Origin of the sequence: Aeromonas sp. 62-46 (genome assembly GCF_001898585.1) — a bacterium.
In the GTDB taxonomy this organism is placed as follows: domain Bacteria; phylum Pseudomonadota; class Gammaproteobacteria; order Enterobacterales; family Aeromonadaceae; genus Aeromonas; species Aeromonas caviae.
Genome location: NZ_MKUI01000015.1, coordinates 48036 through 63387 on the forward strand (window position 1 = coordinate 48036; position 15352 = coordinate 63387).

Sequence of the window (15352 nt, forward strand, 5' to 3'; positions counted from 1 at the left end):
GCCCATTTTTATCCGGTATACAACGTCTTATAGTTGAATTGCGCGGTGGCAACCCGCCCTGGCGATCACGATAAGGCGCACCCTCATGGCCAGACCCAATACTGCTCTTCTGCTGACTGGTGGTGGTGCCCGCGCCGCCTATCAGGTCGGCGCACTCAAGGCGGTGGCCGAACTCTACCCCCGCAACATCGGCATCCCCTTCCCCATTTTGTGCGGCACCTCGGCGGGGGCTCTCAACATCACGGCGCTGGCGTGCTACGCCTCCTGTTTCCATCTGGGGGTGCGCAAGCTGGAGTGGGTCTGGCGACGATTCGAGACCCACCACATCTTCGACTTCCACCCTTGCCAACTGCTGTGGCGCACCCTCTATCAGGGCTCGGCCGGCCTCATCACCCCCCAGAGCAACCGAGCCTTTCACCTGTTTGACAACGCCCCCCTGCGCCGTCTGCTGGATCAGCTCATCGACTATCACCGAATCGATGACAACATCCTCTACGGCAGCCTGGAGGCCATCGCCATCACGGCCTCCGACTACGATGACGGCCTCTCCACCACCTTCTTCCAGGGGCGGGCCGAACATCAGCCCTGGGAGCGCGCCAGACGACGTGGCCTGCGTACCCTGCTCACCTCGGATCATCTGTTGGCCTCGTCGGCGTTGCCCTTTGTCTTTCCCGCCACCCCCATCGGCGATCGCGTCTACGGGGATGGCTCCATCCACCAGCTGAGCCCGCTCAGTCCCGCCATCCACCTGGGGGCGGAGCGGATCCTGCTGGTGACCCTGGACTCCCCTCACAGGGAGAACCCGACTCCCCGCCAGGGGCACCTGACCAGCTCCAACATCGCGAGCCATCTGCTCAACACCGTCTTCTCCGACACCCTCAATTCGGATCTGGAGCGACTCGGGCGCATCAACCAGACCCTTTCCCTCATTCCGGCACGGGAGCGCAGTCGGCTGAAACTGCGCCAGGTGGAGACCTGCGTGATCCGCCCCAGCCAGGATCTCGACCTCATCGCCCTCGAATACCTCCCACGGTTGCCGACCCAGCTGCGCCGTCTGCTGCGGGTGCTCGGGGTCAACGGCGAAGAGAGCAGCAGCCTGGCCAGCTTCCTGATGTTTGACCCCGGCTATTGCCAGCGGCTCATCAAGCTGGGATACCAGGACGCGCTGGATCACCGCCAGCGCATCGAGGCCTTCCTCGACCTGCCGGGCAGCGGGAGGCAGGAGCAATTTCGCGAAGAGGCCTGAGGGGCCTTATCTCATGGGAAGGAGATCCTAGCGTCCCTCCAGCAGGCGCTGCTCGGCCTGTTCCATGGCCACGGCCGTGCCGAAGAGCACCAGGGTATCTCCCGCCGCCAGCACCAGCTCGCGCCTGGGATCCAGGCTGCGCTCCCCGCGATGAATCGCCTTGATGCGCACCTCTCCCAGGGCGAGATCCCGTACCCTGTGTCCCACCGCCCAGGCCTGGTTGTGCAGCAGCACGGGATGCAGCCGCTCGAGCAGTTGATCCGTCTCCAGATTGCCCGCACTCTTGCCGCCCCAGTAGAAACCGTGCAAAAAGCGATACTGGCTGCTGCGCTCGTGCTCCATGCGCCGGATCACCCGGCCGATGGGAATGTCGCAGTTGAGCAGCAGGTGGGAGACCAGCATCAGGGCTCCCTCCTGGGATTCGGGGATCACCTCGAAGGCGCCGGCCTGCTTGTAGTGTTCGAGGAAGCTGTCATCCCGGGTGCGTACCAGCACCTTGATCTCCCCCGCCAGCTCCCGGATCAGCGTCAGCATGGCATCGACCCGCTTGCGATCGTCGAAGGTGATGATCACCAGCCGCGCCCGCAACAGACCGGCCGCCAGCAGGATGTCGCGCCGGCTGGCATCGCCGAACGCCACCTGCTCCCCCGCGAGCTTCGCCTCACTCACCCGCTCGGGATCGAGATCCAGGGCCAGGAAAGGTATCTCTTCGAGCTTGAGAAAGCGGGCACAGGTTTGGCCGGTGCGTCCGAACCCGGCGATGATGACGTGCTGGTGTTTGCTCAGGCCCGACTGGGCCACCTCGGCGCGAGAGAGCAGGGCACTGTCGGTGAGGGAGTGGGCAAGCCCCAGCGCCCGCAACACCAGCCAGGGGGTGAGGGCGATGGAGATGACACCGATGCCGATGAGCAGAGAGACCAGCTGGTGATCCAGCAAGCCGTGATGACTCGCCAGCGCCAGCAGCACAAAACCGAACTCCCCGACCTGGCTCAACATGATGCCAGCGGCCATGGCGTCGCGCTTGCGCTCCCCCATCAGGCGGCCCGCCAGCAATATCAGCAGCGACTTGCACAGGATGAGCCCCGTCACACAGGCCAACACCTGCCACCAGGCGCCCGCCACCAGCGCCCAGTCCATGGTCATGCCGATGGTAATGAAGAAGAGCCCCATCAACACGTCGCGAAACGGCTTGATGTCCACTTCGAGCTGATGACGATAGTGGGACTCCCCCAGCATCATGCCCGCCAGAAAGGCACCGAGCGCCATGGAGAGCCCCATCCACTGGGTCAGGGAGGCCGCCAGCAATGCCACCAGCAGGGCACTCAGTACGAAGAGTTCATCTGAACGTGCGCGCGCCACCTCGAAAAACAGCATGGGCAGCAGCCACTTCCCCACCGCCAGCAGCACGGAGAGCGCAAACAACCCCTTGAGGGAGGCCCAGGCGACCTCCGCCAGCAGGGCGCTGCCCTGCACCTCGGGCTGGGCCAGGATGGGGATCATCACCAGCAGGGGCACCACGGCAAGATCCTGGAACAGCAGCACGCTCACCCCGAGCTGGGCTCGCCGGGTATGGAGCTGCTTGAGCTCGCCGAGCTGCTTGATCACCACGGCGGTGGAGGAGAGCGCCAGGGTGCCTGACACCACCAGCGCCTGGGCCAGGCTCAGCCCCCACCACCAGCCGAGCCCGAAAAACAGCAGTGAGGTGAGCAGCACCTGCAGGCTGCCGACCCCCAGTACCAGCTTGCGCATGGCGAGCAGACGCGGCAGGGAGAACTCGAGCCCGAGGGAGAACATCAGGAACACGATGCCAAGCTCCCCTATGGTCTGCATCATGGCCTGACCCGTGACGATGGCCACGCCATGGGGGCCGAGCAGCATGCCGGCAAACAGATAGGCAAGGATCACCGGCTGGCCGAGGCGCCGGAAAATGGCCACCAGCACAACGGCGAAGATCAGCAGGATCAACACATCGGCGTACACCCATCCCTCTCCTTCATTTGCCCGGCACCCTCTTCCCTGCAAGCACAGCGCCCGCTCCCCATATGGCACGCCACTCGCTCAGCGGCAGGGATTTCCCCTCCCGTTTCATCCCGTTAAGCCTAGCCAGCCCCCTTGTTTTTCATCGGACATATTTTAGGCACAGGGCTTGCAAGAGCCTGCGCAATGAATGGAGAGGTGTAAGGGCTGTAACGTGGAAAACACATCGTCATTGAACGGCTTCGGACATGGCATAGAGCAGTGGGTACAGCAGATGGAGCGGCTTGCGCCGTTGACCGGGCAGGACCGCTATCAGCAGATAGAGCAGTTGCTGGGGCAACGGGATCTTGACGCCCTGCTGGCAATCTTTGCCGAGCGGGTGGCAAACATTGTCCGGATCCACTCGCTCCAGTTCGACTGTGGCCAGCCCCATCCCCTCATCTCGCACCCGCCCCAGGCCAGGCTGACCCTGCATGCCTATCGCTTCGAGCTGCGGGTACGACACGAGCAGTTGCTCGGCCAGTTGCACTACGAGCTGGAGCACCCTCTGAGCGACGGCCAGAGGCGGTTGCTTGAGCAATATCATCAGCTGTTCAGCCTCCCCCTGCCCCTCTATCTGCGGCTGGATCGGCTGGAGCAGCAGGTGCGGCTCGACCACCTGACCGGGCTTGGCAATCGCGCCTACTTCGACGAGGCCATTGGCCGGGCGGTGGAGCAACACAGCCGGGAACCCCACGGCCTGGTGCTGGTGCTGCTGGATCTCGACAGATTCAAGCAGGTCAATGACACCTGGGGCCACCCGGTGGGCGACCTGGTGCTAAGCCGCTTCGCCCAGTTGCTGCAGGGGTGCATTCGCGGGACGGATCAGGCGTTTCGCCTCGGCGGTGACGAGTTTGCCCTGCTGCTGCAACCCGCAGACCCCGAGGCCTGGCGCCCGGTCTGGCTGCGGTTGCAACATGTGCTCCACAGCCACAAGGAGCTCAGCGCCTTCTCTGTGGGGTGCAGCCTGGGAGCCGCCAGCTGGCAGTCTGGCATGGATGTGCAGCGCCTCTACGAGACGGCCGATACCCATCTCTACGCCCGCAAGAAAGCCGGGGGCTCCGGCCTGCCCGAATAGGGCATCCCCCTTCCCCTCCCGGCCCCCTGTCACTCTGCGATGTCAATCCGCATCCTGGGGGACGGGGGGCCGCCACTCCCACGCCACCCCCTCTTCTGGCGCCAGAAATCCGTCGCAGACAAAGAGCCCGGCCACCAGTGCCACCTGTTCACCGTAGTAGAGGATGGGAATGCGCCCCCGCTGCCAGGAGGGCACCCCGTACTCTTGCAGCAGCTTCTTGAGCCGCCGGCTGCCCACCCGCCCCACCGGTTTCAGCATGACGCCGGGGGCGACCTGAAAACGCACCGAGAGCGGCTCGTCCCCCCTCGGTGTCCGCAACCCTTCGCCATCCGTTCTCCAGAGCCTGAACTGCCCGAGCCCGTCCGGCAGAGTGAGCGTCTCTTCCATCCGGATGGGCAGCACCTCCTCGCGGGGGGCGAGATCCGGCGCCACCAGGTACAAACGCCCCTGATAGCGGCGACACGCCAACCCTTGCAGGCTCAGCCTGGGGTTGGCGTCATCGCGCGCCAGCGCCACCTCCTGCCACAGCAGGCCCAGCAGCTCGCGGGAAGGCATCTCTCCCCCCTGGCGGCGGATCCAGTGGCGCAGCAGGTTGTTGCGCCGCACGGGGGAGAGGGAGAGGAGTCCGTCAATGCGCAGCCCTTCTCCCTCACCCACCGCCTGCCAGTCCGCCTCGGCCAGCTCGCTGATGAGCGCCTCCTGCTCGGCGCACAGGGCCATGGTGCGCGCCGTCGTCCGGGCCATGGCGGGCCAGCGGTCCTTGAGCAGGGGGATGATCTGCTGGCGCAGGAAGTTGCGGTCATAGCTCGGGTCCTCGTTGCTCTCATCCTCAACCCAGCCATAAGGAAGTGACTGCGCGGCTTCCGCCAGCTCGGCCCGGCTCATGTCGAGCAAGGGGCGCAACAGATGGCCTGCGGCAAAAGGCTGGCTCGCCACCATGCCCGCCAGTCCGCGCAGACCGGTACCCCGCTTGAGCGCCAGCAGCAGGGTCTCCAGCTGATCATCCTGATGGTGAGCGGTGAGCAGCCACTCCCCTTCCCCCAGGTGGGCGGCGAGTCGCTCATAACGCACCGCCCGCGCCTGGGCCTCCAGGCTCTCCCCGTTGCCCCGACAGAGCTGCACCCGCTCCACGATGAGGGGCACCGCCAGTTGCTGGCACACCCCTTCGCAGTGAGCCACCCAGTGGTCGGCATGTGGGCTCAGGCCGTGATGAACGTGCAGGGCGTTCAGGGCGAGGCCGTGGGCGCGGGCAAAACGGGCCGCCAGCACCAGCAAGACGGTGGAGTCGAGCCCGCCGCTGAAAGCCACCAGCAGACCGCGGGAACCTTCCGGCGCGGGCAGGGTCTGACAAAAACGAGAATAAATACGAGAAATCATAGGCTTCCCCAATACGACCAGGCCGATCTTAGCAGAGTCGGGCTTATCAAGCGCTAACCCGGCTGCTAGAGTGAATCGCTCCCTGCGTGGGCAAGGAAGCCATATAACCCGAATTGGAATAAAACCATAATGAACAACAAGAAACACATCCTGGCCACCCTCGTCGGGCTGGCCCTGCTGGCCGGTTGCAGTCAGGCACCGAGCCAACCGGACAAACACTCCGGCCTTGCGCTGGCCAACATGGACACCAGCGTCAAGCCTGGTGACGACTTCTTCCGCTACGTGAACGGCCACTGGCTCGCCACCGCCAAGATCCCCGATGACAGGCCCGCCGACGGCGCCTTCTACCTGCTGCGGGACAAATCCCTGGCGGACGTGCGGGTGCTGGTGGAGGGGCTGGATGGCAAGGCCGCCGCCGGCACCCCTGCCCAGCAGATCCACGACCTCTACCAGAGCTATCTGGATCAGGCCGCCCGCAACGCCAAGGGCACCACGCCCCTGCTGCCGATGCTGAGCGAGATCGAGCAGATCAGCACACCGCAGGATCTCGCCCGCGCCTTCGCCCAGAGCGCCCGCACCGGTGGTGGCTCCCCCTTCGGTTTCTGGATTGACGCCGACGCCAAGGCCCCTGACAGCTATGCCGTCTACCTCTACCAGGCCGGCCTCGGCCTGCCGGATCGGGACTACTACCTCAAGCGCGACCCCAGCAGCCAGGCGCTGCTGCACAAGTACGAGCAGCATATCGCCGCCATGCTGACCCGCTTCGGTGAGACGGATGCCCAGGCCAAGGCGAAACGCATCCTGGCCCTCGAGACCAGGCTCGCCCAGATCCAGTGGGACAACGTGGCCCTGCGAGACAGAGAGAAGAACTACAACAAGGGACCGGTGAGCGAGCTGGGGCGCCTCGCCCCCGCCATCGACTGGGACACCTACCTGGCCCAGGCCGGCCTTGCGGGGCAGCAGAGCCTGGTCATCGGCCAGCCCACCTACCTCTCGGCCCTGAACGAGGTGATGCAGCAGACCCCGGTCGCTGACTGGCAGGCCTACCTCAAGTGGCAGCTCATCACCGATTACGCCCCCTACCTCGACAGCCAGACCGATGCCCAGAATTTTGCCTTCTTCGGCACCGCCCTGAGCGGCACGCCCAAGCAGCGCGCCCCCTGGGAGCGGGCCCTCGGGGTGCTGGACAACAATCTTGGGGAGGCGGTGGGCAAGCTCTATGTCGAGCGCTACTTCCCGCCAGCGGCCAAGGCCCGTATGGAGCAGCTGGTGGAGAACCTGCGCACCGCCTACGGCCAGAGCATCCAGGAGCTGGACTGGATGTCCCCGGCCACCAAGACCCAGGCCCTCGAGAAGCTCGCCAAGTTCAGACCCAAGATCGGCTACCCGGACAAGTGGAAGGACTACAGCGCCATCACCATTCGCCCCGACGATCTGGTGGGCAACCTGCAGCGGGCCCGCGCCTTCGAATACGCCGACAACCTGGCTCGCCTCGGCAAGCCGGTCGATCGGGACGAGTGGCACATGTCGCCCCAGACGGTGAACGCCTACTACAACCCGAGCAACAACGAGATCGTCTTCCCGGCCGCCATCTTGCAACCCCCCTTCTTCGACATGACGGCGGACGATGCAGTCAACTACGGCGCCATCGGCGGGGTGATCGGCCACGAGATGGGCCACGGTTTTGATGATCAGGGGGCCAAATCCGACGGTGACGGCGTGATGCGCGACTGGTGGACGCCGGCGGATCTCAAGGAGTTTCGCTTCCGCACCAGCCGGCTGGTGGCCCAGTACAACCGCTTCGAGCCCATCAAGGGCCAGTACGTCAACGGCCAGTTTACCCTGGGGGAGAACATCGGCGATCTCGGCGGCCTCACCATCGCCCACAAGGCCTACCTGCTCTCCCTGGATGGCAAGGAGGCCCCGGTGCTGGACGGTTTTACCGGCGAGCAGCGCTTCTTCCTCGGCTGGGCCCAGGTGTGGAAGGGCATGTATCGCCCCGAGCTGATGCAGATGCTGCTCGCCTCGGATCCCCACTCGCCGCCGGAATACCGGGTCAACGGCGTGGTACCGAACATCCCCGCCTTCTACGAGGCGTTCAACATCCAGCCCGGCGACAAGCTCTATCTGGACCCGGCCAAACGGGTCAAGATATGGTGATGACAACCCGGGCAGGGGGCGGCCGACCAGCGGCCCCCTGCCCGCTTCCGACGTGGCAGGGAAGCGTCCCCTGCCCGTCACAGACACACAAGCAGCAACAAGGGTCCTCTCCATGAAAGCCTTATTCCTTACTCTCGGCCTGCTCACCCTGCCCCTCGCCAGCCAGGCGGCGGACGGCTTCTTCAAACAGCTGACGCTCCCCTCCGGCCAGGTGGTGACCGTCAGCGAAGGGCGCGGCGAGCCCGCCTCCACCGGCAGCTACGACGTGCGCCTCTACTCCGGTGCCAACCCCCAGTTTCCGCTGGATCAGTTCATCGACGGCAAGGTGCTGCCGCGCGATGGCAGTATCAAGGAGATCCAGTTGCTGGATCTCAACGGCGACAAGCAGCCTGAAGTCATCGTCGTGATGGAGAGCGCCGGCAGCGGCAGCTACCTGAGCGCCGACGCCCTCACCATCAATCCCCAGGAGGGGCTGGAGAGCTTCAACCACGTGGAGGGACTGGCCCCCAGTGACGATGTGATTGAGGCCCTCAAGACCCCCCGCGACTGACAACCCCCACGCCCCGTATCACGGGGCGTTTTTTACCCCGCACCTATCGATGCGGTGCCCACGGCCCCCCACAGGGCGGATGGACGACTGTTTTTTTCTGTGCCTATAATCGCCGCACCCTGCCATAACGAAACACAAGGAGGTAAAAAATGGTTATCCAAGCGTGTCCGATGTTCTCGGCTCGCCTGTTCGGCACATTCAAGTGCTCTTGCCTGCATACCATCGCGCTGCGATAGCGGGTTCGAGCAAAGCCGACTCCCTTCCATACCGAGACCTTTCTCGACTCTGCCGTTGTCGCCAGCGCTCCTGATGACAGGGATTTCCTATCCCGCGATTTAAGAGAGCAAGAGCATGACAACCCTGATGAGTACCCATTCCCTGCAGATGAGTGCGGGGCACCTTCCCTTATTTGATCACCTCGAACTCGGCATTCGCGCGGGCGACCGGCTCGGCCTGATTGGCGCCAACGGCTGCGGCAAGAGCACATTGCTCGCGCTGCTGGCGGGCGAGCGCACGCCCCAGGCCGGCCGGGTCGTGCAGGCCGCCGCCTGCCGCTGCGAGTTCGTGGCCCAGCAACTGCCCGCCGGGCTTTCCACCCTCAGCACCCGCGCCGTGCTGCTGGATGCACTGGGCAATGACCCCGCCGCCGAATGGCAGGTGGACAAGCTGCTGGCCGAACTGCAGCTGGAGGCCCAGGCCACGTTGCCGGTCAGTGCACTGAGCGGTGGCCAGCACAGCCGGCTGCAGATAGGCCGCGCCCTGCTGCGCCAACCCAACCTGCTGCTGCTCGATGAGCCCAGCAACCACCTGGACTTGCCCGCCCTGCTCTGGCTCGAGCAGTTTCTGCTGGGCTGGCGCGGCGCCTTCGTGCTGGTCTCCCACGACGCTCGCCTGCTGGACAGCGTCACGGATCAGACCCTGATCCTGCGAGACGGCCAGTTGCACCGCTTCGCCCAGCCCTGCAGCCAGGCCAGGGCGGCACTGGCTGCCGAGGATGAGCAGGCCCGCCTGCGCCGGGCCGATGAGCAAAAGGAGATAGACCGCCTGAGCGCCAGCAGCAAGCGCCTCGCCATCTGGGGGCGGGAGCATGACAACGAGAAGCTGGTGCGCCAGGCCAAGTCCATGGAAAAGCGCATCGCCCGCCTGCAGGAGGAGCAGAGCCAGGTGGCGGCGCTGGCCCCCTGGCGGCTCGAGCTGCGCGGAGTGAGCCTGCCTGCCGACACCCTGCTGCGACTGGAAGCCCTCGACGTATCGCCGGCACCGGCACTGCCGCCGCTGCTGCGTGCCGAGGGGCTCTGGCTGCGAGCGGGGGGCAGGGTTGCCCTGCTCGGTGCCAACGGCACCGGCAAGTCCTCCCTGCTGCGCCAGTGCTGGCGCGAACTGACTGACCTGAGTCCGCAGGCGGGCTGGTACTGCCACCCCGGCGCCAGCATCGCCTATTACGATCAGTCCCTGCAGCAGCTCGCTGACGACGCCACCCTGAGCGACGCGCTGTCCCCCCTGGCCCCTCTGCCTGAGGTGACGCGGCGACAGGCGCTGATCCGGGCGGGCTTCCCCTATGCCCGCCACGGCCAGCAGGTGCACACCCTGAGCGGGGGCGAGCGGGCACGGCTGCTGTTTCTCGCCCTGTCCCTCGGCAGCCACCACATGATCTGGCTCGACGAACCCACCAACCACCTGGATCTGGCGGGCAAGGAGGAGCTGGCCGAGGCGATTGCCGCCTTCCCGGGGGGGGTGCTGCTGGTCTCCCACGACCGGGAGCTGATCGAGCGCAGTTGCAACCGCTTCTGGCTGATAAAGGACGGGCGCATCCAGGAGGCTCACAGTGCCGCGCGGGCCTATGCCGAGCTGCTGGGAGATGCCCCCTTGCCGCAGGCGGGCAGCCCGGCTCGATCAGGTGACCCGCAGACCGCGGCCGCCACGGGGGATGACGAAGAGGCGCTGCTGGCGCGCTGGTATGAGCTCGATGCCCTGCTCGCCGCCGATCTGGCCCGCAAGCCCAGGCACCAGACCCCGCGCCTGCAGCAGCAGTGGCGTGACGAGCTGGCGCGCCTTGCCGAGCGGCTCGGGTTTGCCTGACGCCAGCCCGGATCATCCATCTCTTGTTACGCAACACACGCGGCCAGCCACGGCTGGCCGCAAGGAGTCATCATGACATCAGCACCACCCCACATCAGGCTGGATCCCGTCACCGACACCGACCTGCCTCACATCTATCGCGGCCTCTCCGATCCCCGGGTCGTCGCCTACTACGGCGTCAGCTACGACAGCCTGGCGGCATGCCGGGCACAGATGGATTGGTATGCCGAGCTGACCCGCACCGGCCGTGGCGCCTGGCACCTCATTCGCGACCGGCACACGGGCGAACCGCTGGGGGCCATCGGCTACAACGATGCCGACCCGACTCACCGGTGTGCCGAGCTGGGCTACTGGCTCTATCCCGAACACTGGGGCAAGGGGGTGATGAGTGCGGCGCTGCAACTCTGGCTGCCGCTCACTTACCGCACCACCGACCTGCACCGGCTGCTGGCAGTGGTGGAGGAGCCCAACCTCCCCTCCGCCCGCCTGCTGGAGCGGGCCGGTTTTCACTACGAGGGCACGGCGCGGGAGTGCGAGCGCAAGGGGGATGGCTTCATCTCCCTGCGCCACTACGCCATCTTGCGCAGCGACCTGCCCGCCAGCCTGTGACCAGCAACAAAAAGCCCCGCACTGCGGGGCTTTTTTTCGGGAGTTACTTGATGGCGCAGACACCCTCATCGGACGCCGAGCGGCGGCGTCTGCGCCGCCACAGGGAGAAGCCGCCATACCCCAGACTGAGCACGACGGCATAGAGCACCTGGGTGGCGAGGGCCAGCAGCACCAGGGTGCAGAGCAGCACGCTGAGGCCCGCCAGCCCCTTGCCGGTCCCCGACAGCAAGCGCCAGCCGGCCGCCATGCAGAGCAGATAGACCAGCACGAAGTTGCCGTTGGCGTAGCGGATCAGCGCATCGAGGGGCAGACGCAGCCAGAGGATCAGGGTGATGGAGACGAAACAGATGGCGAGCACCCAGGCAAGGGCATGCAGGGGAGCGCCCCGGGCCGAGAGGCGAGAGAGGGAGACCGGCAGTTTGCCCTCCCGCGCCATGCTCCAGATAAGGCGCGCAAAACCTTGCAGGTAGATGTTGATGCTGGCGAAGCAGGAGAGATAGCCCAGCACCGCCACCAGCCACTTGGCGGTGGGGCCGAACAGCAGGGAGAGCAGGGCCGGAATGGCGGTGGCATTGGTCGCCTCGTCCCCGTAGAGGTCATATTTGAGCACCACCAGCGAGTGCACCCAGTAAATGAGCCCCGCCAGCAGCACGCCCCCCAGCAGGGCAAGGGGGTAGTCCCGCTCCGGCCGCTTGAACTCCTCCCCCATGTGGGCGAAGGCCTCGAGCCCCACGAAACACCAGAACATCACCGCCAGCGCCGATCCCATGGCGGGCCACTCGCTCGCCGTTGGCAGAGGCTGGGCGGCATCGCGCCAGCTGAGATCCCCCTTGAACCAGATGAGCAGGGTGAGCCCCAGAATGGCCAGGGCGATCAGCAGTTGCAGGTTGCCGGAGGAGCGCGCCCCCCGCAGCCCCAGCAGAAAGACCCCGAGCAGGGTGAGCAGCTGGATGCCCCAGAGGGTCCACTCCCCCATGTCGAACAGGGCGTGCCAGAAACCGGCGGCGATGGTGAGGGCGGCAGGCAGGCCCACCGGCAGCACCGCCAGAAAGAGGAAAGCAGAGAAGCGCTCGGCGCCGTTGCCAAAGGCGAGGCCAATCAGATGGGGCGCGCCACCCGCGTGGGGATAACGCCGCCCGAGGCGGGCGAAGGTAAAGGCGATGGGCAGCACCAGGGCAATCAGCAGCAACCAGGCCCACAGCGACGCCCCTCCCGCCAGCGAGGCGGCGGTGGCCGGTACCACGAAGATCCCGGTACCGAGCAGGGAGGTGGCGAGCAGCCCCATCCCCTGCCAGAGCCCGAGATCCTTTTTCAACCCAGACATATCCTGTTGTCCCGTCTAGAAAAACATCCCGCCATGTTAGGCCGCCACCACCGCTTTGTTAAGCATTTGTGCCCATAAAAAAACCGCCCCGGGGGGCGGCTTTCTCACAGGGATGAACGCTGTCATCAGGCAATCAGCTTGTAGATGATGCCGGACATGGCGATGAGGCCGATGAGGGTGACGAAGCCGTTGCTGAGGTTGCCGGCATATTTGCGCATGGCCGGTACCTTGGCGATGGCGTACATCGGCATCAGGAAGAGCAGCATGGCGATGATGGGGCCGCCCAGATCTTCGATCATGCCGAGGATGCTCGGGTTGATGGTGGCCACGGCCCAGGTGGTCAGGATCATGAAGACCGCGGTCACCTTGTTCAGCTGCTTGACGTCGACGTTCTTGCCCTTCTCGCGCAGGGACTTGGCCATCAGGCCGTTCATGCCCTCTTGCGCACCCAGGTAGTGACCCAGGAAGGACTTGCTGATGGCAACCATGGCGATGAGCGGTGCCACGGTGGCGATCACCGGGTTGTCGAAGTGGTTGGCCAGGTAGGAGAGGATGGAGATGTTCTGCTCCTTGGCTGCCGCCAGGTCAGCCGGGGAGAGGCTCAGCACGCAGCTGAACACGAAGAACATCACCGTCATCACCATCATGACGTGGGCGCCCAGCAGGATGTTGCTGCACTTCTTCTCGGCGTTGGCGCCGTAGCGGCCTTTGTTGTCCACCGCGAAGGAGGAGATGATCGGGGAGTGGTTGAAGGAGAACACCATCACCGGGATGGCCAGCCACAGGGTCTTGATGAAGTCGCCGTTGAAGGCCTCACCCAGCGCAGGGGCTTCGGTGATGATGGCACCGTTCCAGTGCGGGATCAGGTAGAGCGCCAGGCCCATCAGGGTGACCACGAACGGGAAGACCAGCACGCTCATCGCCTTGACGATGACCTGGCCGCCCAGACGAACGATCGCCATCAGACCCAGGATCAGCACCAGGGAGAGGATGGCACGGGGAGGTGCCGTCATGCCCAGCTGGTGCACCATCAGGCTCTCGACGGTGTTGGTGATGGCCACGGAGTACATCAGCAGGATGGGATAGATGGCGAAGAAGTAGAGCAGGGTGATGAACTTGCCTGCGGTCTTGCCGAAGTGCTCTTCCACCACCTCGGTGATGTCGCCGTCACGGGTGGAGCCGGACAGCACGAAGCGGGTCAGGCCACGGTGGGCGAAGAAGGTCAGCGGCAGGGCCAGGATCAGCATGGCGACCAGCGGCCAGAGGCCACCGACACCGGCATTGATCGGCAGGAAGAGGACACCGGCGCCGATGGCGGTACCGTACAGACCCAGCATCCAGACCACGTCGGCCTTGTTGATGCCACGGGAGGAGGCTTTGCTCAAGCTGCCTTCAACTGCAATGTTCATGTCAGACATAGGGGTGTTCCTGTCATCAAGGAAAGTGGGATCTTAACTTGTCAGTGGGCCTGGGCCCGGTTCCTTTCCCTGGAACTCCAGCTATTCGTCCTGTTTGTTCCTCCGCCCCGGCCATCCGGCCGCCACTCCCTGTGGCAACCTGATTGCAACAAACACGGGCGGGGAGTCGTAATACAGAGGGGATCGTGCTCGCTCGTTAACAACGGGATAACGTTCACCTCATCCGATGAGATGACTCTAGTTAAAAGGCCCTATTAATCACAGCGTTTTTTTGAATTAATCAACCAAAGTTTGATTGGAATCGCCTTTCCGTCGCTTCAGATCACACTTGAATCGCCATATTGCGATTTTTTTTTAACATATAAACTTTTTGGTGTGATCCACCTCACCCTTGAAACGCGCAACAATTTCGTCACAACCCCCTCGTTGCCCCCGATTGTCTCCCGTCGCCCCATGGCGTACCCTTTGTGTCCGCCCCTTTTCTGCGTACCGACCATGACCCTCTCCCGCACCGATCTCGCCGAGCTGGCCGTGTTTGCCGCCGTCGCCCGTCACCGCAGTTTCAGCAAGGCCGCCCTCGAGCTCGGGGTCTCCGCCTCGGCCCTGAGTCATGCCCTCAAAGGGCTGGAGAGTCGCCTGGCCGTCAGGCTGCTCAATCGCAGCACCCGGGCCGTGGTGCCGACCGAAGCGGGCGAACGGCTGCTGGCCCAGGTGCTGCCAACCCTGGGGCAGCTGGAGGCGGCGCTGGCGGAGCTGACGCGCCACGCGGGCGAACCCGTGGGCAGGCTCAGGCTCTGTGCCCCCCGAGCCGCCATCCAGGAGGTGCTGGCCCCGGTACTCATCGACTATCTGGTGCGCTACCCGCGCATGCAGGTGGAGGTGGAGGAGCTGGAGCTGATGCCCCGCCTCATCGAGGATGGCTACGACGCCGCCCTCTTCTACGGCGACCTGCTGCCCCAGGAGATGATCTCGGTTCCCCTGGGCCCGCAGCAGCGCTATCTGGTGGTGGGCTCCCCCGACTATCTGGCACGGCATGGCACCCCTCGCCACCCCTCGGATCTGCGCCAGCACGACTGCATCGGCTACCGGCTCACGCCCCATCACCACTATCGCTGGGCCTTTGCCGCCGAGGGGGAACTGCTGGAGATCGAAGTGACGGGCCCGCTCACCACCAGCACGCCCGCGCTCTACCTGGGGGCGGCCGAGGCGGGGCTCGGGCTCGCCTACTGCCATGAAGGGGAGGTGTTCGACGCCCTGGCATCGGGGCGGCTGGTAAGCGTGCTGGATGACTGGAGCCCCAGCTTTGCCGGGTTCAACCTCTTCTATCCGGGCCGGCACCAGCTGGGGCAAGGGCTGCGAGCCCTGATCGACATGCTGAAGGAGTATCACAGGATCCGTTGATTGATGAGCTTTATTCAGCAATTCATAAAATGAAAGCCTGATTATCAATTAAACCATAAGAAACTAGACTGTCTGCTCGATTCCGGCCCTTTTC

11 protein-coding genes are annotated in these 15352 nt (G+C 64.9%); 7 read left to right on the forward strand and 4 right to left on the reverse strand.

Features of this window, described 5'->3' with window-relative positions:
• Positions 1-85: 85 nt before the first annotated feature.
• Entirely contained in the window at positions 86-1246 is a 1161-nt protein-coding gene (locus tag BGO64_RS04865) for a patatin-like phospholipase family protein (RefSeq protein WP_042864253.1), read from the forward strand.
• Positions 1247-1273: 27 nt separating this feature from the next.
• Here BGO64_RS04865 and BGO64_RS04870 read toward each other — a convergent pair whose 3' ends face one another.
• Positions 1274-3226, reverse strand: a complete 1953-nt coding sequence (locus BGO64_RS04870) for a monovalent cation:proton antiporter family protein (RefSeq protein ID WP_286700266.1) — start codon at positions 3224-3226, stop codon at positions 1274-1276.
• A gap of 187 nt (positions 3227-3413) precedes the next feature.
• On the opposite strand from BGO64_RS04870, the gene BGO64_RS04875 reads away from it, so the two are divergent.
• Positions 3414-4340, forward strand: a complete 927-nt coding sequence (locus tag BGO64_RS04875; RefSeq protein ID WP_286700267.1) for a GGDEF domain-containing protein — start codon at positions 3414-3416, stop codon at positions 4338-4340.
• A 42-nt stretch (positions 4341-4382) separates the two neighbouring features.
• On the opposite strand, the gene tilS is transcribed toward BGO64_RS04875, so the two are convergent.
• Entirely contained in the window at positions 4383-5717 is a 1335-nt protein-coding gene (gene tilS, locus BGO64_RS04880) for a tRNA lysidine(34) synthetase TilS (RefSeq protein ID WP_286700268.1), read from the reverse strand.
• Between the two features lie 129 nt (positions 5718-5846).
• On the opposite strand from tilS, the gene BGO64_RS04885 reads away from it, so the two are divergent.
• The 4 genes from BGO64_RS04885 (at position 5847) to BGO64_RS04900 (ending at position 11115) form a co-directional block, all read left to right on the forward strand.
• A complete protein-coding gene (locus BGO64_RS04885) occupies positions 5847-7877 on the forward strand; it encodes a M13 family metallopeptidase (protein ID WP_286700269.1) in 2031 nt (676 codons plus the stop codon).
• Positions 7878-7989: 112 nt separating this feature from the next.
• On the forward strand, positions 7990-8427 hold the full coding sequence (locus BGO64_RS04890; RefSeq protein WP_286700270.1) for a PliI family lysozyme inhibitor of I-type lysozyme: 438 nt from the start codon (positions 7990-7992) through the stop codon (positions 8425-8427).
• 351 nt (positions 8428-8778) lie between these two features.
• The gene (locus BGO64_RS04895; protein WP_286700271.1) at positions 8779-10506 is read left to right on the forward strand and encodes an ABC-F family ATP-binding cassette domain-containing protein; all 1728 of its coding nucleotides are present in this window, start codon (positions 8779-8781) and stop codon (positions 10504-10506) included.
• 72 nt (positions 10507-10578) lie between these two features.
• Positions 10579-11115 carry a GNAT family N-acetyltransferase gene (locus BGO64_RS04900; protein WP_113069825.1) on the forward strand — a complete coding sequence of 179 codons (537 nt, stop codon included), beginning with the start codon at positions 10579-10581 and terminating at the stop codon, positions 11113-11115.
• A gap of 43 nt (positions 11116-11158) precedes the next feature.
• Here the strand turns inward: BGO64_RS04900 and yjeH are convergent, their stop codons facing one another.
• Positions 11159-12439 carry an L-methionine/branched-chain amino acid transporter gene (yjeH, locus tag BGO64_RS04905; protein ID WP_143237914.1) on the reverse strand — a complete coding sequence of 427 codons (1281 nt, stop codon included), beginning with the start codon at positions 12437-12439 and terminating at the stop codon, positions 11159-11161.
• A 125-nt stretch (positions 12440-12564) separates the two neighbouring features.
• Entirely contained in the window at positions 12565-13857 is a 1293-nt protein-coding gene (locus BGO64_RS04910) for an HAAAP family serine/threonine permease (RefSeq protein WP_049636279.1), read from the reverse strand.
• A 495-nt stretch (positions 13858-14352) separates the two neighbouring features.
• Between BGO64_RS04910 and BGO64_RS04915 the strand changes: the two genes are divergently transcribed.
• Positions 14353-15258, forward strand: a complete 906-nt coding sequence (locus BGO64_RS04915) for a LysR family transcriptional regulator (RefSeq protein ID WP_286700285.1) — start codon at positions 14353-14355, stop codon at positions 15256-15258.
• Positions 15259-15352 lie beyond the last annotated feature (94 nt).